The organism is Enterococcus sp. CSURQ0835 (assembly GCF_902706605.1).
Lineage (GTDB): Bacteria > Bacillota > Bacilli > Lactobacillales > Enterococcaceae > Enterococcus_A.
Window position 1 is genome coordinate 52952 of the sequence record NZ_CACSLH010000010.1, and the last position, 23486, is coordinate 76437.

At 44.3% G+C, this 23486-nt stretch carries 19 protein-coding genes; 16 read left to right on the top strand and 3 right to left on the bottom strand.

The window, feature by feature from the left end; all coding sequences use genetic code 11:
* Nucleotides 1-5 precede the first annotated feature (5 nt).
* The 7 genes from GVJ38_RS06070 (at nt 6) to GVJ38_RS06100 (ending at nt 8605) form a co-directional block, all read left to right on the top strand.
* Nucleotides 6-1295 carry a complex I 51 kDa subunit family protein gene (locus tag GVJ38_RS06070; protein WP_159722284.1) on the top strand — a complete coding sequence of 430 codons (1290 nt, stop codon included), beginning with the start codon at nt 6-8 and terminating at the stop codon, nt 1293-1295.
* The gene (gene fdhF, locus GVJ38_RS06075) at nt 1289-4036 is read left to right on the top strand and encodes a formate dehydrogenase subunit alpha (protein ID WP_442896021.1); all 2748 of its coding nucleotides are present in this window, start codon (nt 1289-1291) and stop codon (nt 4034-4036) included. Before GVJ38_RS06070 ends, fdhF begins: the two co-directional genes overlap by 7 nt.
* 21 nt (nt 4037-4057) lie before the next feature.
* On the top strand, nt 4058-5263 hold the full coding sequence (locus GVJ38_RS06080) for a molybdopterin molybdotransferase MoeA (RefSeq protein WP_159722286.1): 1206 nt from the start codon (nt 4058-4060) through the stop codon (nt 5261-5263).
* A gap of 164 nt (nt 5264-5427) precedes the next feature.
* Nucleotides 5428-6402 carry a molybdopterin-binding protein gene (locus tag GVJ38_RS06085; protein ID WP_159722287.1) on the top strand — a complete coding sequence of 325 codons (975 nt, stop codon included), beginning with the start codon at nt 5428-5430 and terminating at the stop codon, nt 6400-6402.
* Nucleotides 6403-6411: 9 nt separating this feature from the next.
* Nucleotides 6412-7074, top strand: a complete 663-nt coding sequence (modB, locus tag GVJ38_RS06090) for a molybdate ABC transporter permease subunit (protein ID WP_159722288.1) — start codon at nt 6412-6414, stop codon at nt 7072-7074.
* Nucleotides 7071-8093: a sulfate/molybdate ABC transporter ATP-binding protein gene (locus GVJ38_RS06095; protein ID WP_159722289.1), complete on the top strand. Its 1023-nt coding sequence runs from the start codon at nt 7071-7073 to the stop codon at nt 8091-8093. The genes modB and GVJ38_RS06095 overlap by 4 nt, the downstream gene beginning before the upstream one ends.
* A gap of 17 nt (nt 8094-8110) precedes the next feature.
* Nucleotides 8111-8605: a MogA/MoaB family molybdenum cofactor biosynthesis protein gene (locus GVJ38_RS06100; protein ID WP_159722290.1), complete on the top strand. Its 495-nt coding sequence runs from the start codon at nt 8111-8113 to the stop codon at nt 8603-8605.
* 49 nt (nt 8606-8654) lie between these two features.
* On the opposite strand, the gene GVJ38_RS06105 is transcribed toward GVJ38_RS06100, so the two are convergent.
* Together GVJ38_RS06105 and modA are read right to left on the bottom strand one after the other, a co-directional pair.
* The gene (locus GVJ38_RS06105) at nt 8655-9107 is read right to left on the bottom strand and encodes a type II toxin-antitoxin system HicB family antitoxin (protein WP_159722291.1); all 453 of its coding nucleotides are present in this window, start codon (nt 9105-9107) and stop codon (nt 8655-8657) included.
* Between the two features lie 175 nt (nt 9108-9282).
* Nucleotides 9283-10101 (bottom strand): molybdate ABC transporter substrate-binding protein, encoded by an 819-nt coding sequence (gene modA, locus GVJ38_RS06110; protein ID WP_159722292.1) that lies wholly within the window; start codon nt 10099-10101, stop codon nt 9283-9285.
* 231 nt (nt 10102-10332) lie between these two features.
* On the opposite strand from modA, the gene xdhC reads away from it, so the two are divergent.
* From xdhC to yqeB, 3 genes are read left to right on the top strand one after another with little or no spacing between them, the layout of a single operon-like run.
* Nucleotides 10333-11340 carry a xanthine dehydrogenase accessory protein XdhC gene (gene xdhC / locus GVJ38_RS06115; RefSeq protein WP_159722293.1) on the top strand — a complete coding sequence of 336 codons (1008 nt, stop codon included), beginning with the start codon at nt 10333-10335 and terminating at the stop codon, nt 11338-11340.
* On the top strand, nt 11324-12055 hold the full coding sequence (gene yqeC / locus GVJ38_RS06120) for a selenium cofactor biosynthesis protein YqeC (RefSeq protein WP_159722294.1): 732 nt from the start codon (nt 11324-11326) through the stop codon (nt 12053-12055). Before xdhC ends, yqeC begins: the two co-directional genes overlap by 17 nt.
* On the top strand, nt 12034-12861 hold the full coding sequence (yqeB, locus tag GVJ38_RS06125; RefSeq protein WP_159722295.1) for a selenium-dependent molybdenum cofactor biosynthesis protein YqeB: 828 nt from the start codon (nt 12034-12036) through the stop codon (nt 12859-12861). Before yqeC ends, yqeB begins: the two co-directional genes overlap by 22 nt.
* A 73-nt stretch (nt 12862-12934) precedes the next feature.
* Here yqeB and GVJ38_RS06130 read toward each other — a convergent pair whose 3' ends face one another.
* Entirely contained in the window at nt 12935-13570 is a 636-nt protein-coding gene (locus GVJ38_RS06130) for a helix-turn-helix transcriptional regulator (RefSeq protein WP_159722296.1), read from the bottom strand.
* 330 nt (nt 13571-13900) lie between these two features.
* Here GVJ38_RS06130 and ssnA point away from each other — a divergent pair, with 330 nt between their 5' ends.
* The 6 genes from ssnA (at nt 13901) to ygeW (ending at nt 23478) form a co-directional block, all read left to right on the top strand.
* Nucleotides 13901-15235, top strand: coding sequence for a putative aminohydrolase SsnA (gene ssnA, locus GVJ38_RS06135; protein WP_159722316.1), 1335 nt, complete (start codon nt 13901-13903; stop codon nt 15233-15235).
* Nucleotides 15236-15246: 11 nt separating this feature from the next.
* Entirely contained in the window at nt 15247-18252 is a 3006-nt protein-coding gene (ygfK, locus tag GVJ38_RS06140) for a putative selenate reductase subunit YgfK (RefSeq protein WP_159722297.1), read from the top strand.
* Nucleotides 18253-18264: 12 nt separating this feature from the next.
* Complete coding sequence (gene hydA, locus GVJ38_RS06145) at nt 18265-19641, top strand: dihydropyrimidinase (RefSeq protein WP_159722298.1); 1377 nt, start codon at nt 18265-18267, stop codon at nt 19639-19641.
* 2 nt (nt 19642-19643) lie between these two features.
* On the top strand, nt 19644-20840 hold the full coding sequence (gene dpaL, locus GVJ38_RS06150; protein WP_159722299.1) for a diaminopropionate ammonia-lyase: 1197 nt from the start codon (nt 19644-19646) through the stop codon (nt 20838-20840).
* A gap of 1 nt (nt 20841) precedes the next feature.
* A complete protein-coding gene (locus GVJ38_RS06155) occupies nt 20842-22161 on the top strand; it encodes a YgeY family selenium metabolism-linked hydrolase (protein WP_159722300.1) in 1320 nt (439 codons plus the stop codon).
* A 126-nt stretch (nt 22162-22287) separates the two neighbouring features.
* Entirely contained in the window at nt 22288-23478 is a 1191-nt protein-coding gene (ygeW, locus tag GVJ38_RS06160; RefSeq protein WP_159722301.1) for a knotted carbamoyltransferase YgeW, read from the top strand.
* Nucleotides 23479-23486: the final 8 nt, after the last annotated feature.

Consider the following 23486-nt stretch of genomic DNA (forward strand, 5'->3'; position numbering starts at 1 on the left):
GACATGTGGTGCGTGACCAAATTGTATTAACGAAACGCTTCGATCAGATCAATCCCACTTCCGTTAGCGATTACGTTCGTCTAGACGGTTATCAAGGATTAAAACAAGCCCTGATCATGGACAACGAAGCGATTTTTACGGAATTGGATGAAGCTTTGCTGCGAGGTCGAGGAGGGGCTGCTTACCCATTAGGCCGTAAGTGGCGTCATATGTACGGTTCAAAAGGTAACACGAAATATATCGTCTGTAACGCCGACGAAGGAGAACCAGGAACCTTTAAAGATAAAGCGTTGATTGAAAAAGATCCCTTTGCGATCATCGAAGGCATGACGATTGCTGGCTACTTATTTGGTGCTAAACAAGGGTATATTTATATTCGTGGTGAGTATCGTCGTCTGCAAGACTTGTTCAATGAAGCCTTAGATAATGCGCGAAAAGCAAATTATTTAGGAGAAAATATTTTAGGCGCTGGTTTTGATTATGATATCAAAGTGATCTCGGGAGCTGGAGCGTATGTCTGCGGGGAAAACTCCGCTTTGTTAAATTCCATCGAAGGAAAAACCGGGCGACCACGGGTTAAACCGCCTCATTTAGCGGATGTCGGCTTGTATTTGAAACCGACTTTAGTCAACAATGTCGAGTCCTTTGCTGGTGTCCCAGTGATTTTACGTAAAGGCGGACACTATTTCCGTGAATTAGGGACTGAAGATGGCGGCGGTACGAAATTAATCTGTTTATCTGGCCATATTAAAAATCGAGGCTTGTATGAAGTCAATCTCGGTACGCCATTATCAGAAATTTTATACAGTGAGGAATATGGCGGAGGATCCAGTACCGGTCGGCCGTTGAAGTTTATTCACTTTGGAGGGCAATCGGGTCCGATCGGTTCTGTGGCTCGATTAGCTGATTGTGAGTATTCTTATGACGGTTTGTGGGCAGAAAATTTGGCGATCGGTTCCGGTGCGATCGTCGTACTGGATGACAGTGTTAATTTGATCGATTATTTAGTATCGGTCGCTCAATTTTTCGCGCATGAATCTTGCGGCAAATGTACGCCGTGTCGAATCGGTAGCTTGCGGATCGTAGAAATGTTGGAAACGTTTAAAGCGCAAGCTGCGGCTCCGGGAGATGTGGAACGATTTGAACATTTATTGACCCATGTGACCCAACTGTCAGCTTGTGGGTTAGGCCAATCGATTGCAACGGCGATGGTTTCAGCGATGAAGGATTTTCCAGAAGAATTCCAAGGGGTCGTGGATCAAGCGATACCTGAAAGACAGGAGGCTGCATGGTAATGCCAGAAGTAAAAACCAACGTCAAGACAGTGACTTTGACGATCGATGACCATGAAGTCACGGTGCCAAAAGGGACGACACTTTTAACTGCGGCAGAGCAAGTCGGACTTGAGATCCCGACGTTATGCCATTTAAAAGAGTTGGCGCCTGATGGATCGTGTCGGATGTGTGTGGTCGAAGTAGAAGGTGGACGCAAAGGTGGACTCGTGACTGCGTGTACCGCCCATGCCCAAGATGGGATGGTGATCCATACTAACAATCAAAAAGTGCGGGACTCTCGGCGCTTTGTATTAGATCTATTGTTGAGTAACCATACATTGGATTGTTTCCGTTGCCCAAGTAACGGTGATTGTAAGTTGCAAGATTATTCGTTGGAATACGGGATCAGTAAAACGAGTTTCCATGGTAAACGTCAACCGAGCAATCAAGTCGATGACACGAATCCATTTTTCACTTATGATCCAGAAAAATGCATCATGTGTCGCCGCTGTGCACGTGTTTGTGAATCGCGCCAAGGTCGGGATGTGATCGCAACTGCTCGTCGAGGATTTGATACGAAGATGTTGCCTTGTTATGGTGAAGATTGGAGTTTGTCTGATTGCGAGTCTTGCGGCAATTGCGTTTCCGTTTGTCCGACGGGTGCTTTAGCGGCAAAAGATTCGAAAAAATTCCGCAAATGGCAAACGACGAAAGTACGCACGACTTGTCCGCATTGTGGGACTGGTTGTCAGTTGGATCTATTAGTCAAAAACAATACGATCGTGGGAGCCGAACCAGCAAATGGTGCTGCTAACAAAAATTTATTGTGTGTGAAAGGCAAATTTGCGTCGTATAAATTCGTCGCATCAACGGATCGTTTGACGAAACCGTTGATTAAGCAAAATGGAGAGTTTGTCGAAGCTTCATGGGATGACGCGTTGAATTTGATTGCTACACGATTTAATGAGATCAAAGAAAATCACGGTGCGGATAGTTTGGCTGGCTTTTCTTGCTCACGTTCTACCAATGAAGATAATTTCGTCTTTGAAAAAATGGTGCGGACGGCATTTGGCACGAATAATGTCGATAATTGTGCGCGTGTGTGTCACTCAGCTTCAGTGCATGGACTCGCCAATACATTAGGCAGTGGGGCAATGACCAATACGATTGAAGATATCACAACTGATGTAGATGCGATCTTACTCGTCGGCTCGAATCCGACTGAAGCGCATCCAGTGATCGGCGCCCAAATCCGTCAAGCAATCCAACACGGGACCAAACTGATCGTCGTTGATCCTCGTAAGATCGATTTAGTGAAAAATAGTAAATTACATCTTCAAATCAAAGGTGGGACTAATGTCGCTTTTGCCAACGGGATGATGAATGTCATCATCAATGAAGGGCTAGAAGATCAAGATTTCATTCGCGAACGGACAGAAGGCTATGAAGCGATGAAAGAACTAGTTGCTTCATACACACCAGAAGTAGTGGCGGAAATTTGTGAGATCGATAAAGAAGACTTGATTGCAGCAGCGCGGTTATATGCCACCGTCGACAAAGCACCGATCATTTATTGTTTAGGGGTCACGGAACACTCTTCCGGGACAGAAGGCGTGATGAGCATGTCGAATTTGGCGATGCTCGTAGGTAAATTAGGTCGACCAGGTTGTGGCGTTAATCCGTTACGTGGTCAAAATAATGTTCAAGGTGCTTGTGATATGGGATGTTCGCCATTTGATTTCCCAGGGTATCAAAAAGTCGCCAATGAAAGTACGATCGATAAATTTGAAGCAGCTTGGCAAACCGAATTGAACCGTAAGATCGGGTTGACTTCTACACAAGTTTTACCAGCGGCGATCAAAGGTGATATCCACGGATTATATATTTTCGGGGAAGATCCGATCGTCACAGATCCTGATATCAGTCACGTGCGTAAAGCGTTAGAAAGTTTAGATTTTCTAGTGGTGCAAGAGTTGTTTATGACCGAAACAGCAGCGTATGCCGATGTCGTTTTACCCGGAATCAGTTTTGCGGAAAAAGACGGGACCTTCACGAATACGGAACGCCGCATCCAACGTATTCGAAAAGCGGTGGAACCAAAAGGCGAAGCGCGCGAAGATTATACTGTTTTTTGTGACGTTGCTACTCGAATGGGCTATCCGATGCAGTATGAAAATCCAAGTGCTATCATGGACGAAATCGCCCAACTCTTACCAACGTTTGGCGGCGTGAATTATGAACGTTTAGAAGCAAATGGCGGGCGCGGTTTGCAGTGGCCTTGCCGGAGCCTAGACGATCCAGGAACCGCAATCATGCACGTGGGCGAGTTTACTCGCGGCAAAGGCTTGTTCATGGCGATTCCGTATAAACCTGCTAAAGAATTACCAGATGACACGTATCCGTTCTTGATGTCGACCGGGCGGATGTTATATCATTACAATACACGAGCAATGACTGGGCGTACGGAAGGGATCAATGAATTGGCGAACCATTCGTATATCGAGATCAATTATCAAAACGCCAATCAATTAGGGATCAAAGATGGAGATAAAGTCAAAGTCACATCCCGTCGAGGCGAGATTGAAACTTACGCGCGAGTAGGCGATACGGTTATGATCGATTCAGTCTTCATGACGTTCCATTTTCCAGATGGGAATGTCAATGAGATCACGAATGCTGTTTTTGATGATATCGCCATCATTCCAGAATATAAAGTCTGTGCGGTCCAAATCGAACCAGTCAAAGCAGTCGTGAATGTGTAAAGTAGAAAGAAGGAACGAGCGGTGATCGAAGTTGAAGCAGCTCAAGGGCTTTTGCGTCAAGCCTTAGCAAAACAAACGAAAACAGAAATGCTTCCGCTGTTAAACGCTAGCGGACGCGTAACTGCTGAAGCGATCACCGCACCAGTGGCTGTGCCAAGTTTTCCGCGTTCTGGTATGGATGGGTATGCGGTTTACGCGGCTGATTTAGTAGGCGCTAGTCAAGCCACGCCTGTTAGTTTGCCGGTCGCAGGAACGCTATATGCAGGTGATGATCCGACTGGGCTGACAGGCAAACGCCAAACTGCTTATCGGGTGATGACTGGGGCTGCAATCCCCACCGGTTTTGATACTGTCGTCAAGCAAGAATTGACTGATCAAGGCAGTCAGTGTGTCGCTTTTTATACCACACCGGTCGCAGGTAGTAATTATGGCGCGATCGGTGAAGATATCCAGTTGGGACAAGCAATCTTACCGGCTAACTTTCGGTTAACGAGTGCGGCATTAGGAATCTTAGCGAGTCTTGGGATCAAAGAAGTATCGGTGCTAAAAAAAATTCGCGTCGGGCTCATAGCGACTGGAAGTGAGTTAGCGCCATTAGGTCAATCCCTGCTGCCAGGTCAGATTTATAACAGTACGAGTTACACGGTCGCAGCTGCAATCACTCAATTTGGTGGTGAAGTAGTTTTTCAAACGGTTTGTCCCGATGATCCGATCGCTTTTCAAAAAATCGTCCAAAGCTATGCGGGGCAAGTCGATCTAGTGATCACAACTGGTGGTGTTTCCGTCGGTGAAAAAGATTTTATTCCGCAAGGCTTGGCACTGCTAGGAGCAGAGGAACTTTTTCATTATGTCAATCTTAAACCGGGAACACCGGTGATGGCGGCTAAGTGGCAAGAAAGTATCATCTTGTCGCTTTCTGGTAATCCCTTTGCCGCATTCGTAAACTTCCAATTGTTTTATTGGGATCTAGTAGCGCATTTTTATCACTGCGAAGCCTTTGCTTTAAAAGAAAAATGGGGCACGATCGTTTCCGGTGAAATGGAAGCAGGTCGCATCCGCCGTTTTATTCGCGCGACTTACACTGACGGTCGTATTCAGATCGCGCCACGGGGCCATCGTTCTGCGATCTTTCATACGACGATTGCGACCAATTGTTTAGTAGAACAGCCTGTCGGTGAAAAAATACAACCTGGCTCGATCGTGAAAATTTATTTGTGGCCGGAATAATATTTCTCCTTCGTGACCAAATCGGTTTGCGAAGGAGTTTTTATTTTTCTATACCATTTTCTACAAAAAACTTTTTTTAAACCAAATTTTTTATTTGGAATCGCTATCTTTCTAACGTAGAACATGCTAGGCTAGTAGTGCAAAATAGTTGTGAGGTGAGAATTGTGGAAGTTGTTGAAACGAAACAGGCAGTGGGTTTGACGTTGTGCCAAGATATTACCGAGATCGTACGGGGTGTCAGAAAAGGTGCGCGCTTTAGAAAAGGCCATGTCGTGACAAAAGAAGATATCCCGGTGTTATTAGCGCTAGGCAAAGAACATTTATATGTGTGGGAAGAAAATGATCAGCTACTTCATGAAGAGGCGGCGGCTGAACTTTTATATAGATTGTGTGCTTCCGAATTTATCGAACCGACACCTGTTAAAGAAGGCAAGATCGAAGCCAAGGCGAAAGTTGCGGGCGTCGTAACGGTCAAAACAGCTGCGTTAGACCAAGTCAATGGTTTTGGGGAAACCATGATCGCCACTAAAGCGAATTTTTATGAAGCGCAAAAAGGGGAATCGATCGCTGGCATGCGTATCATTCCTTTAACGATCACAAAAGAAAAAATGCAGCAGCTGCAAACACTAGTGCCAGAGCGTGAATTAGTTCAGCTTTGGCCGTTTAAAACTAAAACGGTGGGAATCGTTACGACGGGAAGCGAGGTCTACAAAGGGCGGATCAAAGATGGGTTTGAACCTGTCTTACGGGAAAAGTTAGCCAGCTATCCAGTCGAAATCACGGCGCACCAGATCGTGGATGATTCTTTGGTGCACATCACAGCTGCAATTGAAGATATGAAACAAGCGGGAATCGATATTATTTTATGTACGGGTGGGATGAGTGTCGATCCTGACGATGTGACAGCTGACGCGATCAAAGCAGCCAGTGATGAACTAGTTTGTTATGGCACACCCGTCTTACCGGGCTCGATGTTCAGTTTAGCTTATACGAAAAATGGACAAACGATCATGGGTTTACCGGGAGCGGTGATGTTCTCGAAAAAAACCGTCTTCGATTTGATCTGGCCGCGAGTTTTAGCAGAACTAACCATCACCCCGCAGCAAATCGCGCAACTGGGCGTCGGCGGGTTGTTGTAGGAGGCGCGCATGTCACCATTATTATTATCTATGAAGACCGCAACATGTGCCGGTCTGATCACATTTGTATTGGGACTGTTGATAGCAAAAGCGGTCAATCAAATTCGCAACCAACAAGTCAAGATCCTATTAGATGGCCTGCTAACGTTGCCGATGGTCTTGCCGCCAACGGTCGCGGGGTTTTTCTTGTTGTATCTTTTCGGTGTCCAAGGTATTTTAGGAAAATTTTTCTTAGAATTTTTTGCGTGGAAGATCGCATTTTCTTGGAGCGCGACGGTCTTAGCTGCAGTCGTGATCTCGTTTCCATTGATGTATCGCTCGGCTCGCGGGGCGTTAGAGCAAGTCGATCCTGATTATTTAAATGCTGCACGCACATTGGGTTTATCTGAGACCTTTATTTTTTTTAAATTAGAATTGCCACTGGCGACTCCTGGAATCTTGTCAGGCGGTATTTTATCTTTTGCGCGCGGGCTAGGTGAATTTGGGGCGACGGCAATGATCGCGGGCAATATCGCGGGTAAAACACGGACCTTGCCGTTGTCGATTTATTCATCGGTAGCCGGCGGACGGATGCAAGATGCCTACCACGATGTTTTTTTGATCGTTGTTTTTTCATTTGTCGTTGTAGTGTTGATGAATTTGATCACATTGAGAAAAGGAGCAGTTCGATGAGCCTAGAAGTAGATTTTACGAAAAAATTGACTAACTTTACGCTCCGCTGTCGGCTGACTTCGCAAAATGATCAACTAGCACTTTTGGGGGCATCAGGTTCTGGGAAAAGTATGATCTTAAAATGTATCGCGGGCATCGAGCAACCAGATGCTGGGCGGATCATCGTGAATGGGCGCACGTTGTATGATTCAGAAAAAAAGATTGATCTGCGACCGCAAAGACGCAAAGTCGGCTATTTGTTTCAAAATTATGCGTTGTTTCCGAATTTAACAGTCCGACAAAATATTGCGTGTGTCGCTCAAAAGACAGCAGTGGATGCCTTGTTGGCACGTTTTGAATTGACTGATGTGGCCCAACAATACAGTCATGCGTTGTCTGGCGGACAGCAGCAACGCGTTGCTCTTGCACGTTTGTTAGCTTCACAACCGGATATTTTGTTATTGGATGAACCATTTTCGGCACTGGATACGTTTTTAAAAGAAAAAGTCGAACTAGAGATGAAACATTTTTTAGCGACTTACGACGGTGATGTGATCTTTGTCACCCACAATCGCAATGAAGCGTATCGTTTGTGTCAAAAGCTCGCGATTTTAGACCAGGGGCAAGTGGTGGAATCTGGTGAGATGAAACAAATTTTTGATCAGCCGCAACAAGTGGCGACGGCGCGGTTGACAGGGGTAAAAAATATTTCACGAATCGAAAAGCTCGATGACTATACGGTCCGCGCGCTGGACTGGCAGCTCGTCTTAAAAACTGCCCGTAAAGTGACAGCTGATGTGACGCAGATCGGGGTCCGTGCCCACGATCTAGCCCCGTGTAGCCCCTCCGCTGAAAATGCGTTTGCCGCTACGATCTTAGAACAAAGTGAAACGCCATTTGAGCAGCAATTTTATTGTCAAGGGTCACCTGGAACGCGTGAACTTTGGTGGAAGTTAGCTAAAAGTCAGCCCAATCAGTTTACAGGTCATTTAACGATCCCGCCGTCCAAGATCCAATTACTAAAAGACACGTGTAACTGAAGCAAAGGAGTGAAAACATGACGTATACGGTTGCTATTTTGACTGCTAGTGATCGTGGAGCCGCGGGGATTCGAGCTGATCTCAGTGGGCCAGCGATTAAAAAAATTTGTACGGAAAATGGATTCGAGGTGGTAGACTACGCGCTCGTGCCCGATGAACAAGCTGTGATCTGTCAACAATTGCAAACGTGGTGTGACAATCAGACATGCGATTTGATCTTGACGACTGGTGGTACGGGACTAGCCGCACGAGATGTCACGCCGGAAGCGACACTGGCGGTAGCTGATAAAATTGTCCCGGGAATCGCAGAAGCACTGCGTAATTTTTCGCTCAAAATTACCAAACGCGCGATGTTAAGCCGTGGCGTGGCGGTGATCAGCGGCCAAACTTTGATCATAAATCTGCCCGGCAGTGTCAAAGCCGTAGAAGAATCATTGACCTATCTACTCGACCAATTACCGCATGCTCTAGGGATTTTAACTGACCGCAATCAAGAAGCTGAAAAACATTAAAAAAGATCACGCTAGCAAAATTTGTTGGTGTGATCTTTTTTAATGTTGATTAATCTGCAAGATGTTTTTCAACAATGGCATCGACTAGTGTTTTTGAAAAATCAAGTTCCGATGTTTGACCAAGTCGGTTTGCCCATTTGGGAACTGTTAGTGTTTTTTCCACTGGATCATTTCCGTTTAAGTAATTAGTCAGATCAGCTGTCACCATGGAAATAAATGATTTTTCAGGATCAAAAGACGATGAAAATTCAGGCTCATCTTTGAAGGAATCATCTTCAGTCAGCGAAAGTTTGTGGATGTTCGGCGGCGCTGGAATGGGTTCATTTTCTTCAATCATAATCGAGAGCAACCCACCAAGGTAATCAGCCGCCATCATCATGGCATCCGAAATATCATCTCCTTGTGTTCCAGAACTTTCAAGATCAGGGAAATGAACGAAATAAGGTGCAATATGTTCAGCTTCGAAATCATAGTAAAAAAGAGCTGGATAAGTTACAAGCATCAAAAATGCCTCTTTTAAAAAAGCTGCTGATACATTCAGTCAGGCTTCAGTAGTTTTATTGTTAGTCAATTGAGCTAATGAACAAAAACGATTTCGCTATCAATTAAGAGCGAAACCGTTTTTGTTTATTAAAGAGATTGTGTTAAAGGGAATCTTGAGTTATTAATTGGAATTTTTATTTTCTCGGCGTAAAGCCATAATCAGAAAAGATGGTTTGCGCTTTTTTAGTTTGAAGGAATTTCAAGAAAGCTTTCGCTTGTTTTGGATGTTGACTTTTTTTCACCATCGCCACAGGATAGACGACAGGTTCTTTCAGACTAGATTGCGGTGCAGTCGCAACGACGGTGACATTTTTGTTCATCTTCGCGTCCGTTGCATAGACTAAGCCCGCTTCAGCACTGCTATCTGCCACCCAGTTCAAGACTTCGGTGACATTTGATCCTTGGCTCAAGTGGTCTGCAACAGAATCCCACAATTTCAAATTTGTCAGGGATTCTTGTGCGTATTGACCCGCAGGAACGCTGGCTGGATCACCGATCGCTAATGTTTTTGCTTTAGTCAAATCTGAAAATTTCTCGATCTTAGCCGGATTGTTTTTCGGCACGATCAGGACGAGTTTATTTTCTAACAAATCAGTTTTGGTCGCACTGGCGATCAAGTCTTCTTTAGTTAAATTATCCATCTGCTTAGTGGCGGCTGAAAAGAAGATATCTGCATCCATACCTTGTTCGATTTGAGTTTGTAATTTTCCAGATGCGTCGTAAGAACCTTCGACTTTGACGTTGGGATTTTCTTTTTCAAAAAGTGGGATCAGCTTTTCGTTAAAGGCGTATTCCAAACTTGCAGCTGCTGCTAGTTTCAAGGTAACGGACTCCGCCTTGCTCGTTTGGGTCGTCGCTTTAGTACTGCCACTAGTAGAACTTGCCTTATTTCCGCAACCAGCTAGTGTGAGTAATGTCGTAACTGTCAGTAAACTTAACACAATTTTTTTCATCGGTACTGCCTCCTAATGATTTCAACAAAAATACTGTAGCACGTTTAATTTGAAAAAGATAGCGCTTTTATAAAAAATAATCTGCTTAGTTGAAAATTATTTAGCTCCGAAACAGTTAGTTCTAAAAAATATTATTTTGGTCACATTGTAAATTTTTTGGCAGGGTGCTATACTTTGGCTGAACGGAAAATGTAATCGCTTGCGAAAAAATAAAAAAAGTAGGGGAACGACATGAAAGAAATCTTCGAAGCACTACTAGCGCAACTCCAACAAAAAAAGGCGTGTATTCTAGTGACGATCACGGAAAGTCATGGCTCCACCCCACAAAAAACTGGGGCAATGATGCTTGTGAATTCACAGGGGCGAGTTACCGGAACGATTGGTGGTGGCGCGATCGAGTTTCAAAGTATCAAACAAGCTCAAGCAGATCTAGCTGCTAAAAAAAGTGTGCGCCGTGATTATAATCTTGCGCGTGATTTTGGGATGGTGTGTGGTGGACAAGTCTCGATCTTGTTCCAAACGTTTCAAATCGCGACACCAGCTTTAATCGCAGTTTGCCAACAGATCATCGTCAATCAGCAACACAACCGCCGAAGCTTTTTATTTGCTACGGCCGAAACTGCAGCCTGCCCTTTAACGATTTATACACCGGAAAGTGGTTGGCTACCAGAAAGCTTAGCTGCGAACTGGAACGGAGCAGTTGGTCCGCAAAACTTAGCGGGCAGCCAGTATGTTGTTTTTGAATTAAAAGCGTTGACGCGGGTAGTTTTATTTGGCGCAGGTCATGTTTCTCAAGCTATCGTCCCCGTGCTAACGCAGTTGGATTTTTATTGTGTCGTCGCGGATGATCGTGAAGATTATTTGACGGAAACGACTTTTCCTACTGCAAATGAACGCCGTAAAATTGCGTTTGATCAAATCGATGCGCTCCAAATCGCACCGGCTGATTTTGCAGTCGTGATCACGCGCGGGCATCTGCATGATTTTGAACTTGCGAAACAACTTTTACAAACTAAGGCGGCTTACATCGGTTTGATGGGGAGCCGACAAAAAATCGCGTTGCAACGAAAAAAATTGACCCAAGCTGGTTTTTCTCAAACGACTATCGATCGGATCAACATGCCGATTGGTTTAGAGATCGGTGCAGAAAGTCCCGCCGAGCTTGCGATCAGTGTCGCCGGTGAATTGATTGCACGTCGAGCACAAGTCAGGAAGTGTGCACATGAAAACGTTAGTTGATTGCTTAAATTTAAAAAAAGGCGTGGTCTCCGTGATCGGCAGTGGCGGCAAGACGAGCCTGTTACAATTGCTGGCGCGACAATTACCGGTAGAAAAAATCTTGTTGAGTACAACAACTAAGATGGGGTATCCGCTAAAAAATAGTTATGATCAATTTTACCAACGAGACTTTTCTCAGTTAGGCCAAGCACCAGGTGTGACGATCGCAGGTGTGGTCAGTGAGCACGATGGACGCAAAAAAATTACACAACCGTTAGATGCTACATTTCGTGATCGCTTTCCTTGTTTTGATTATGTCGTTTTAGAAGCAGATGGTTCCAAACAATTGCCATTAAAAGGCTGGGCAGATTTTGAGCCAGTAGTCTTACCGGAAACAACGACGACGATCGGTATCATCCCATTATCGGTTTTGGGTCACGTGATTGGTCCGACGACAGTCCACCGCTTGCCGCTTTTTTTAAATTTGACTGAGGCGGCGGCAGGGGATGTGATCACGCCAGTCATTTTGAAAACGGTGATTGAAGCAGCCACTGGTTTATTTCAAAAAGCTCAAGGGCATAAAATTTTATTGCTGAATCAAGTGGAAACGACCTCTGCTTGGCTAGCAGCCCAAATGTTAGCACAACAAGTGGATAAGTCAGTCGTAGATCAAATCGTGGCGGGCAGTACACGGCAAAATAAAGGAGTGGTCTTATGGCAGCGCTCAATGAATTGATCGTCGCAGTTCGTGGCGGTGGGGATCTAGCAACGGGCGTCATTCAAAAATTTTTTCACGCAGGGTTTAAAGTCGTGATTTTAGAAACTGCGCAACCACTAGCGATTCGGCGCACGGTAGCACTGTGTAATGCGGTTTATACGCAAACATTTCAAGTTGAGGATCTCGTAGCTGAAAAAGTCGCTGACTGGACTCAGTGTGAACAGAGTTGGCAACACGGACAGATCCCGTTACTGATCGATCCTGAAGCTGAAAGTTTAGCTCAATTACGACCGGCTGTAGTAGTAGACGCGATTTTAGCGAAAAAAAATTTAGGGACGACACCTGAAATGGCACCAGTGACGATTGCATTGGGGCCTGGATTTTCCGCGCCCAGCGATTGCCAAGTCGTGATTGAAACGATGCGAGGCCATTCACTAGGGAAATTGATCACAGCCGGTAGTGCCTTACCGAATACGGGGATTCCAGGCGTATTAGGGGGGAAAAGTGCGGAACGAGTGATCCATTCACCGGCGAGTGGCGTGGTCAAACATCGGTATCCGATCGGTACAGAAGTTACAAAAGGTGAGATTTTATTTTATGTTGGACAGACTCCCGTCTATTCACCACTAACCGGTGTTTTGCGCGGTTTGATCCAAGCGGGTATCGATATCCCGCAAGGTTTGAAATGTGGCGATGTCGATCCACGACCAAAAGCCCAAGTCGACTGCTACGCGATTTCTGATAAAGCGCGGGCATTAGGTGGCGCGGCTTTGGAAGCAGCATTGATGCAATTGCAACGAGTAGCAAGTGATGTGCTGATTTGAGCAGAACAAAAAACGTGAAAGACAATCGACTTTTTGTCTTTCACGTTTTTTGTTTTGACTGGCCTGTAGTTTATTATCCGATGTAATTATACAAGGTGTATTTAGAGATGTTGAAAAATTTCGCAACTTTATCGCCGGATTTGGTGATCAAAAAGGCACCTTTCTTGTTCAAGTACTGGATGCTCTTCACTTTGTCTTCTTTAGTCATCAGCGCAACGGGTTTACCGACGAGTTTGACAGATTCGAGGATCAATTCGTCTAATAGTTCGTTGACATCTTTTGGAATGAAGTTCGGGTCTTCGGATTCAGATTGATCGACCGCCGTAGCTGTCAGCTTGTGGATCGCATTTTCTGCGGCATACAGTGAAGAGGTATCGAAGTTGATTGAAAAAATCGCTTCTAAGTCACCGGCTTCGCCTTTGTAGTAGACAGTGCTGGACTTTAACACGCGGCCATCGTGGGTGCGAGTCAAATAGTTCAAGCGATCTTTTAGCTCGGCCGGATCTTTTTTCATCGTTTCTAAGACGACTTGAGAAGGTCCGTCTCCTACATGACGTGCGGTTACGTGGCCGTTTTCAATTGAGATGATGGAATGTTCCGTGTCTTCCGCATCAATCTTATGTATGACGACTTCGCAATCTTCGCCGAATTGCGTCGCGATCGCGCGCCCGATTTGTTGTAAAAAATCTAAGTTCGTATCGGAAATCATTGCGTTCCCTCCAAAAAAATTTTATTTGCTGGCAGAAGAAGCAGCGCAGGACTTACTTAACCTTGAAAACAACGGGAGCTAAAAAATTTTTAGTTCCTAGTGAAAGTTAGCAAGAACCTAGCTTTTTCGTCCTTTAGGATAGACTAATAATAGCATGATGGCAAGGATAAGACAAATAAACAAAAATAATTTTTAGTTTAGCTTTTTATTTTTTAGGTAAAGTGCTATACTAGGGACGAACAAGAAAGCGGAACAAAAAATTTGAGCCAACACTTGAACAGTTGTTAGGTTTGAAATTCTTGCAAGCGCTTAGACTTAAGGAGGTTACACATTATGTTGGTTGGAAACGGTCATTTGATTACGCGGCAAAAGGAAACCCCTTTCATTAATGATGGTGCCGTATTGATCGAAGGCAACAAGATAAAAGAAATCGGAACGACAGCCGAGCTGAAACAACGTTACCCGGATGAAGAGTTCATCGATGCAAAAGGTGGCGTGATCATGCCGGGGATGATCAATATGCACAATCACATCTATAGTACATTTGCTCGGGGACTTGCTATCAACGGCTACCACCCAAACGATTTTTTAGATATTTTAAAAGGGCAATGGTTCCGCTTAGATAGTCAAATGGATAATCACACGACTTATCACAGTGGACGCGTCGCTTATTTGGAAAGTATCAAAAATGGTGTGACAACAGTTTTTGATCATCAAGCTAGTTACGGCGAAATTGATGGCAGTTTAGATCAGTTGTCAAAAGCAGCCGATGAATTTGGTGTTCGGACGTGCCTTTGCTATGAAGTTTCTGATCGACATGGCAAAGATCAAGCTTTAGCTGCCATTAATGAAAATGTTCGTTTCATCAATGAAAGTAAAAAACGAACAGATGACATGCAACACGCGATGATGGGAATGCACGCGGCGTTTACGATCTCAGATGAGACTTTTGAAACCGCTCGCAAGTTAACGCCTCGTGATGTTGGCTTTCATATCCACGTGGCAGAAGGATTTTCTGATGTGAAAGATTCATTGGAAAAATACAATAAACCGATCGTCAATCGCTTGTTTGATTTAGATATTTTAGGTAAGCAAACGATCGTCGCCCATTGTATCTACATCAATCCACATGAGATGCAACTGTTGCAAGACACCGACACGATGGTAGTCACCAATCCTGAATCTAATATGGGCAATGCAGTTGGTTGTCCACCGGTTTTACGGATGTTCAATGACTACAACTTATTGTGTGGGATCGGAACAGATGGCTACACGAATGATTTGACCGAATCTTATAAAGTCGGCAATGTGATCCACAAACATCATTTAGTTGATCCAAATGCTGGTTGGAGTGAAATTCCAGCAATGATTTTTGACAACAATCATGTGATGGCCAACCGTTACTTTGATACAAAATTGGGTGTTTTAGAAAAAGATGCTGCCGCTGATGTGATCGTCTTGGATTACAAAGCTGCAACCCCAATGACTAAAGATAATTACAACATGCATATCTTGTTTGGTATGAATGGGAAAAACGTCACCGATACGATCGTGAACGGTGAGATTAAAATGCGCGACCGCAACGTGTTAGGTGTTGATGAGACAGAAGTTTACGCTCACGCACAAGAAGAAGCACAAAAACTTTGGAACCGAATCAATCAATAGAGGTGAAAAAAATGAGTGATATCATGCGTCCGATCTCAATCGATGCGTTACTCGATTGGGTCATGAAAGAATATCGGAAGACTGGCAATATCTTTGGCATCCGAAAATTTTTCAAAATGGAAAGCGCAAAAGAATTATCTTTGTTCAATGAACAGATGGAAACACCGATTGGACCTGCGGCAGGACCACATACGCAACTTGCCCAAAATATCGTCGCTGCTTATTTGAGCGGTGCACGCTTTTTCGAATTAAAAACAGTCCAAGTGATCGACGGTGAAGATCTTCCCGTTGCTAAACCATGTATCGCAGCTCGCGATGAAGGTTACAATGCTGAATGGTCCACGGAATTACGAGTTCCCCAAGCTTATGATGAATATGTCAAAGCGTGGTTTATCTTGAAATTATTAGCGCGGGAATTTGATCTTGGCGATCCAGATGGCTTCATCTTCAATATGAGTGTTGGCTATGATTTGGCCGGAATCAAAACACCGAAGATCCAAAAATATATCGATGACATGCAAGATGCTTCTACTACTCCGATTTGGGAAGAATGTTTGCAAGCAGCGAAACGTCATTTGCCACAATTTACGCGAATCGATGAAGCGTATTTAGCAACGATCACACCACATGTTTCGCATTCGATCACGCTTTCGACATTACATGGTTGTCCACCAGATGAGATCGAGCGAATCGCGACTCATTTGATTGAGGAAAAACATTTGAATACCTTCATAAAATGTAACCCAACGCTTTTAGGTTTTGACTATGCGCGCAAGACGATGGATGAATTAGGATTTGATTACATGGAATTTGATGATCATCACTTTGTAGAAGATCTGCAATTTGATGAAGCGGTTCCGATGATCGAACGCTTGTTAGCTAAAGCCCGCGGTCAACAATTGAGTTTTGGCGTGAAGATCACCAATACGTTCCCAGTCGATATCAAACAAAATGAATTGCCTGGTGAAGAGATGTACATGTCCGGTCGTTCATTGTTCCCATTAAGTGTAATGGTTGCTAAAAAATTATCGGATGCGTTTTCTGGTAAGTTACAAATCTCGTATTCTGGCGGAGCAGATATTTTCAACGTCAAAGATTTGTTTGAAGCTGGGATTTGGCCGATCACGGTAGCGACGACTTTGTTAAAACCAGGTGCCTATCAACGTTTAACGCAAATTGCTAATGTGGTCGTCGAAAGTCCTTATCCGACCCATGTCCAAGTTGATTTGCCTAAAGTGACCGAGTTAGTAGAAAAATCATTAACGCAAGCACGCTATCAAAAATCGATCAAGTTACCGATCTCACCGAAGATTAAAGAGCGTTTGCCATTATTGGATTGTTATACCGCACCTTGTCGTGGTACCGGTGGCTGTCCGATTGATCAAGATGTGCCGGCTTACCTTCGCTACGTTAGTGAAGGAAAATACTTGGATGCGCTGAAAGTCATCGTTGATAAAAACCCATTACCATTTATTACCGGTACGATTTGTGCCCATCCTTGTGAAACAAAATGCACGCGTCAATTTTATGAAGGAGCGATCGATATTCGCGGCGTCAAACTTGAAGCTGCCGAACATGCTTTTGATGAATTGATGGCAACGATGGAAAAACCAACGCCGCAACCTAACGCTACTAAAACGGCTGTCATTGGGGGCGGACCTGGTGGGATCTCCGCAGGGTATTTCTTAGCTCGTGAAGGGTATCCAGTCACCGTCTTTGAAAAATCAGACAAACTTGGTGGTGTTTGTACCCAGATCGTTCCAGAATTTCGGATCTCAGCTGAAAGTGTTGAACATGATGTCGACTTAGCCCGTTTCATGGGGGCTGAATTTAAAACCGGTCAAGCTGCACCAGATATCAAAACATTGCGGGAACAAGGCTACGAACATATTATTTATGCGATCGGGGCTTGGAAACACAACAATTTGAAATTGGAACATGGTGATGCAATCAACTCGTTGGAATTTTTAAAAGCCTTGAGAGACGATCACAGTGTCAATCCTTATGGCGAAGAGATCGTTGTCATCGGTGGCGGGAACACCGCGATGGATTGTGCACGGGCTGCTAAACGGTTACCAGGTGTGAAAAATGTTTCGATCGTATACCGCCGCGATAAACGCAACATGCCAGCAGACGAAGAAGAATTGTATTTCGCTTTAGATGATGACGTGACATTCCGCGAATTATTATCACCAGTCAGCCTAGAAAACGGTCAATTAAAATGTGAAGTCATGCAGTTAGGTGCACGCGATGCTTCTGGACGGAAACGGCCAGAAGGGACCGGCAAGTTTGTCAATGTACCAGCTACTACAGTGGTTTCTGCCATCGGTGAAAAAGTCGATGATACCTTCTTCAATCAAATCGGTCTGGACACTGATAATCGCGGCCGAGTAATTGTAGATCCAACAACTTTGGAAACTAATTTAGAAAACGTCTATGTCATCGGGGATGCGCAACGTGGACCGGCGACGATTGTTGAAGCCATTGCTGACGCGACGAAAGCCTGCAATCAAATTTGTAACGTTCACAACAAACATTACGAACGAGCCAATCAAAATATTGATTTGTCAGAACCAAGAGCCAAACGAGGAATCTTAGTCACGGAAGAACAACCGATGACCCAAGCAGAACGTTGTTTGGAATGTTCAACAGTTTGCGAATCGTGTGTCGACGTGTGTCCGAACCGCGCCAATGTCGTGATCAATGTTAACGATCGACCACAAATCATGCACATTGATCGGATGTGTAATGAATGCGGTAACTGTGAAACCTTCTGCCCCTATTCAAGTGCACCGTACAAAGATAAATTTACTTTGTTCAACAGTGTGGCTGATTTTGAAAATAGTACGAATGAAGGCTTTTATGTAATCGATCCTGCGAAAAAACAAATTTTGGTTCGTTATAAAGGCATTATCAGCGAGATCAACTTGAATCAACATAACTTGACGATCGCAAATGGAATTTTAGATTTAATGGAAACAGTGATTGACGACTACAGTTACTGTCTAGCCAATTAGAAGGTGTATGAAATGTCAATTTTAGTAAAAGGCGGCGTAGTGGTGAACAGCCACACGCGCCGTCAGTTGGATGTGCGGCTTGACGGTGAAAAAATCGTCGAGCTGGGCGCTGACTTAGCGGTAAAAGATAGCGAAGTCGTTGATGCCAGTGGGTGTTTCATCTTGCCAGGCTTTATCGATGCGCATACTCATTTGGAATTAAATAATGGCTATGCTGATACGTCAGATAATTTTACTACTGGTAGTGTAGCAGCGGTAGCTAAAGGAACGACGACTGTGATCGATATGGCGACACCAGATCGCGGGAAAAGTTTAGCTGACTGTTTGGCGACTTGGAACGCACTAGCAGAAAACAAAGCGTCGTGTGATTATAACTATCACATGTCAATCATTGAATGGACACCTGCGATTGCAAAAGAGATCCCTGAGATGGTCAAAGCTGGCGTGACGTCTTTTAAGATGTATCTAGCTTACGATAATTTGCGGACGACTGATGCTGAACTTTATGAAGCGATGAAAGCGATCAAAAGTGTTAACGGCATGTTAGGTGTTCACTGTGAAAATGGCGAGATCATCAATCAGTTGCAAAAAGATTATTTGGCAGCCGGTAAGACGGGACCGGAAAATCATCCACTGACTCGGCCCAATGCACTTGAAGCCGAAGCGGTGAATCGTTATCTGACGATCGCAAACACGGTAGGCTTAGCGGTCAATATCGTGCATCTGAGTACGAAAGAAAGCTTAGCCGTCGTTAAGCGCGCACGAGCTCACGGACAAAAAGTTTACGTGGAAACGTGTCCGCAATATTTGACGCTGACGGATGATTTATATCGCTTGCCAGACTTTGAAGGCGCCAAATATGTTTGCTCACCGCCTTTACGCAGTCAAGCCGATCAAGAAGCGCTGTGGCAAGGCGTGATCGCAGGTGACGTCAATACGATCTCCACGGATCATTGTGATTTTGACTTTGCGGCCAAAGAAAAATTTGGTAAAGCAGATTTCACGAAGATTCCCGGCGGATTGCCTGGAGTCGAGACGCGACCAGCGATCGTGTATACGACTGGCGTTGCAACTGGCAAGATCAGCATAGAACGGTTCGTTGCATTACTATCAGAAAATATCGCAAAACAATTTGCGTTGTATCCGCAAAAAGGAGTGATTCAATTAAACAGTGACGCGGATATTGTCGTTTGGGACCCTGAAGCACAAGATGTCATTAGTCAACAGACACAATTGCAACACTGTGACTACAGTGCGTATGAAGGATTTCAAACAACCGGGAAAGCGAAATTCGTTTTCCTTCGAGGTAAAAAAGTCGCAGAAGATGGAAAGGTCATTGCACCACGCACCGGCCGTTTCGTTTTTCGCAAAGTAAATCAGGAGGCGTAAAGATGGACAAAATCAAGTGGGTCAAAAATGAGATGCCCAAAACAGAAGACAAATATCTACCTTTAATGAATCAAGAAAATATGAAGAAAGCTCGCAAGTTCCACAAGAGTTTTCCTCAATACAGCGAAACCCCGCTCGTTGAACTTACTCAAATGGCGGACTATCTTGGCTTAGATGATTTCTTTGTGAAAGATGAATCGTATCGCTTCGGTTTAAACGCATTTAAAGTTTTAGGCGGTTCTTATGCGATCGCCAATTATGTGGCAGAACGTACAGGCAAAGATATTTCAGAGATTACTTATGACACATTGATCTCACCTGAATTGAAACAAGAATTTGGTCAAGCAACTTTTTACACAGCAACGGATGGCAATCATGGTCGTGGCGTTGCTTGGGCTGCCAATAAATTAGGTCAAAAATCCGTCGTCTTGATGCCAAAAGGATCAACGAAGATGCGGTTTGATAATATCGCTAAAGAAGGCGCCAAGGTTACGATCGAAGAAGAGAACTACGACGAATGCGTGCGGATGGCCAACGACTTAGCTGAAAAAGATGAAAACGGCATCATGGTCCAAGATACAGCTTGGGACGGTTATGAAAAAATCCCGACTTGGATCATGCAAGGCTACGGCACGATGGCCTCAGAAGCGGGCGAACAAATCGCAAAAGCGGGCAAACGTCCAAGTCACATCTTTATCCAAGCCGGTGTTGGTAGTTTAGCTGGTGCAGTGATTGGCTACTTCTCCAATCTTTACAAAGAAAATCCACCAAAAATGATCGTGATGGAAGCCCAAGCTGCAGATTGCTTGTACCAATCAGCCAAAGCAGCTGATGGAAAGATTCGCATCGTGGACGGCGATTTGACGACCATGATGGCGGGACTTGCTTGTGGCGAACCAAATACGATTTCCTTTGATATTTTGAAAAATCATACGGACTTCTTTGTTTCTTGTCCGGATTGGGTCTCAGCTAAAGGCATGCGCATGTTAGGTGCTCCTGTCAAAGGGGATACGCCGGTTACTTCAGGTGAATCTGGTGCAGTTGGTATGGGTTTGATCGCAACAGTGATGACCGATCCAAATTACAAAGAGTTGAAAGATCAACTCGGTTTAACTAGTCAATCAGATGTATTGATGTTCTCAACTGAAGGGAATACCGATCCTGATAATTATAGAAAAATTTTGTGGGAGGAAGAATAAAATGGACTTCGAAGCAATCAAAAAACAAGCAGCAAACTATGAAAAGGATATGACAAAATTTTTACGGGACTTAGTAGCAATTCCTGGTGAAAGTGCGGACGAAAAGAAAAAATTAGAACGCGCCAAAGCTGAAATGGAAAAATTAGGCTTTGATAAAGTCGAATTTGACCCACAAGGGAACTTATTAGGCTATATGGGAACTGGTAAAAAACTGATTGCCTTTGATGGCCATATGGACACCGTTGCGATCGGTGAAAAGAAAAACTGGAAATTCGATCCTTATGAAGGTTATGAAAATGACACTGAGATCGGTGGCCGTGGGACGAGCGACCAAGAAGGCGGAATCGTTTCAGCTGTTTATGGTGCGAAGATCATGAAAGATTTAGGCTTATTGAATGATGACTATACTGTTTTAGTGACAGCCACCGTTCAAGAAGAAGACTGCGATGGTTTGTGCTGGCAATATATCATCAATGAAGATAAGATTCGCCCAGAATTCGTCGTTTCAACTGAACCAACTGATGGCGGGATTTACCGTGGACAACGGGGCCGGATGGAAATCCGCATCGATGTCAAAGGCGTCTCCTCTCACGGATCTGCACCAGAACGTGGTGACAACGCAATTTATAAAATGGCTGACATTTTAAATGATGTGCGCGCTTTAAACAACAATGACTGGACTGAAAGCACTTCAATCAAAGGTCTAGCGAAAATGTTGCAAGAAAAATTCAACCCTGAATGGGAAGAAGCTCGCTTCTTAGGTCGTGGGACTGTAACAGCTTCACAAATCTTCTTCTCTTCACCAAGTCGTTGTGCCGTAGCGGATGGCTGTAGCGTTTCATTAGACCGTCGGATGACAGCTGGCGAAACTTGGGAAAGTTGTTTAGAAGAAATCCGCCAATTACCAGCAGTTCAAAAATACGGTGAAGATGTAGTCGTTTCTATGTATGACTATGATCGTCCAAGTTACACAGGACTTGTTTACCCAATCGAATGCTACTTCCCAACTTGGGTCATTCCTGAAGATCATGCCGTTACCGAAGCATTGATGGAAACTCATCACAATTTATTTGGCGACAAACGTCAAGGACCTGATACCCAAATCAAAATGCGGGCCGCTCGTCCAGTCTTAGACAAATGGACCTTCTCAACTAATGGTGTCACCATCATGGGCCGTAACAACATCCCTTGTATCGGTTATGGACCAGGTGCCGAAGACCAAGCCCATGCACCAAATGAAATCAGTTGGAAAGAAGATCTCGTTCGTTGTGCTGCTTTTTACGCAACACTTCCTACGATCTATACGCAAAAAAATAAATAATTCTAGTGAGCCAGCAAGTGCTCCAAACATTGCTGGCTTCCTTTTGGTGGACTCAACCGGTTCACTAAACTTATTCAATCAAGTACCATTCAATTGACTAATCAAACTCAAAGGGGAATCAGCAAAATGGCCGATTTTAAAAAATTATTAGCAGAGATCAAAGAACAAGATACAGCGAAAATGCATGGCAATGATTTCATGCAAACATGGGAAAAAAGCGACGCAGAATTAAATGCGACGTTAAAAACAGCAGATGCGTTGCGCGACTTGCGGGAACGTAACATCTCCACTAGAATTTTCGATTCTGGTTTAGGAATCTCGATTTTCCGGGACAATTCAACTCGGACTCGTTTTTCATTTGCCAGTGCATGTAACATGTTAGGTCTAGCAGTCCAAGATTTAGATGAGAAAAAAGCCCAAATCGCTCACGGCGAAACAGTTCGGGAAACTGCAACCATGATCTCATTTATGGCTGATGTGATCGGGATTCGCGATGATATGTATATCGGCAAAGGTGACGCGTATATGCGCGAAGTCATCGAATCAGTAAAAGATAGCTATCAAAGCGGTATTTTAGAACAACGTCCGAACTTAGTCGATCTTCAAGACGACCAAGATCACCCAACCCAAGTTTTAGCCGATCTTGATCATATGATCCATGAATTTGGCGGCGTCGAAAACTTAAAAGGGAAAAAAATCGTCATGTCTTGGGCTTATTCACCATCTTATGGCAAACCGTTATCTGTAGCACAAGGGATCATCGGTTTGATGACGCGTTACGGAATGGATGTCGTCTTAGCCCATCCTGAAGGCTATGAAGTCATGCCAGAAGTAGAAGAATTAGCGAAGAAAAACGCTGAAAAATCTGGTGGTTCATACACGAAAACCAATGATATGAAAGAAGCCTTTGAAGATGCAGATGTCATTTATTGCAAGAGCTGGGCACCGTTCAAAGCCATGGAAGAACGGACTGAATTATACGGCAATGGCGACTTTGATGGCATTGACCGTCTAGAACAAGACTTATTAGCTCAAAATGCGAAACATAAAGATTGGGCTTGTACCGAAGACATGATGAAATTGACTAAAGATGGTAAAGCGTTGTATATGCATCCGCTACCTGCTGACATCACCGGCGTTTCGGCTGATGAAGGCGAAGTTGATGCTTCAGTCTTTGATCGTTATCGCGATGAATTATACAAACAAGCCAGCTTCAAACCATATATCATTGCCGCTATGATCTTCTTGAGCAAATTCAAAGATCCAGCAGCTAAATTACAAGAATTAGAAGACCAAGCACAAGATCGTCACATGTAAATGCACCA

What these genes read in the sequence shown, in the direction of transcription:
- yqeB (WP_159722295.1), top strand. Translation starts at nt 12,034, where the DNA reads ATGGCAGCGCTCAATGAATTGATCGTCGCAGTTCGTGGCGGTGGGGAT.
- hydA (WP_159722298.1), top strand. Translation starts at nt 18,265, where the DNA reads ATGTCAATTTTAGTAAAAGGCGGCGTAGTGGTGAACAGCCACACGCGC.
- GVJ38_RS06155 (WP_159722300.1), top strand. Translation starts at nt 20,842, where the DNA reads ATGGACTTCGAAGCAATCAAAAAACAAGCAGCAAACTATGAAAAGGAT.
- fdhF (WP_442896021.1), top strand. Translation starts at nt 1,289, where the DNA reads ATGGTAATGCCAGAAGTAAAAACCAACGTCAAGACAGTGACTTTGACG.
- GVJ38_RS06130 (WP_159722296.1), bottom strand. Translation starts at nt 13,570, where the DNA reads ATGATTTCCGATACGAACTTAGATTTTTTACAACAAATCGGGCGCGCG.
- xdhC (WP_159722293.1), top strand. Translation starts at nt 10,333, where the DNA reads ATGAAAGAAATCTTCGAAGCACTACTAGCGCAACTCCAACAAAAAAAG.
- GVJ38_RS06095 (WP_159722289.1), top strand. Translation starts at nt 7,071, where the DNA reads ATGAGCCTAGAAGTAGATTTTACGAAAAAATTGACTAACTTTACGCTC.
- modB (WP_159722288.1), top strand. Translation starts at nt 6,412, where the DNA reads ATGTCACCATTATTATTATCTATGAAGACCGCAACATGTGCCGGTCTG.
- yqeC (WP_159722294.1), top strand. Translation starts at nt 11,324, where the DNA reads ATGAAAACGTTAGTTGATTGCTTAAATTTAAAAAAAGGCGTGGTCTCC.
- GVJ38_RS06105 (WP_159722291.1), bottom strand. Translation starts at nt 9,107, where the DNA reads ATGCTTGTAACTTATCCAGCTCTTTTTTACTATGATTTCGAAGCTGAA.
- modA (WP_159722292.1), bottom strand. Translation starts at nt 10,101, where the DNA reads ATGAAAAAAATTGTGTTAAGTTTACTGACAGTTACGACATTACTCACA.
- ygeW (WP_159722301.1), top strand. Translation starts at nt 22,288, where the DNA reads ATGGCCGATTTTAAAAAATTATTAGCAGAGATCAAAGAACAAGATACA.
- dpaL (WP_159722299.1), top strand. Translation starts at nt 19,644, where the DNA reads ATGGACAAAATCAAGTGGGTCAAAAATGAGATGCCCAAAACAGAAGAC.
- GVJ38_RS06100 (WP_159722290.1), top strand. Translation starts at nt 8,111, where the DNA reads ATGACGTATACGGTTGCTATTTTGACTGCTAGTGATCGTGGAGCCGCG.
- ygfK (WP_159722297.1), top strand. Translation starts at nt 15,247, where the DNA reads ATGAGTGATATCATGCGTCCGATCTCAATCGATGCGTTACTCGATTGG.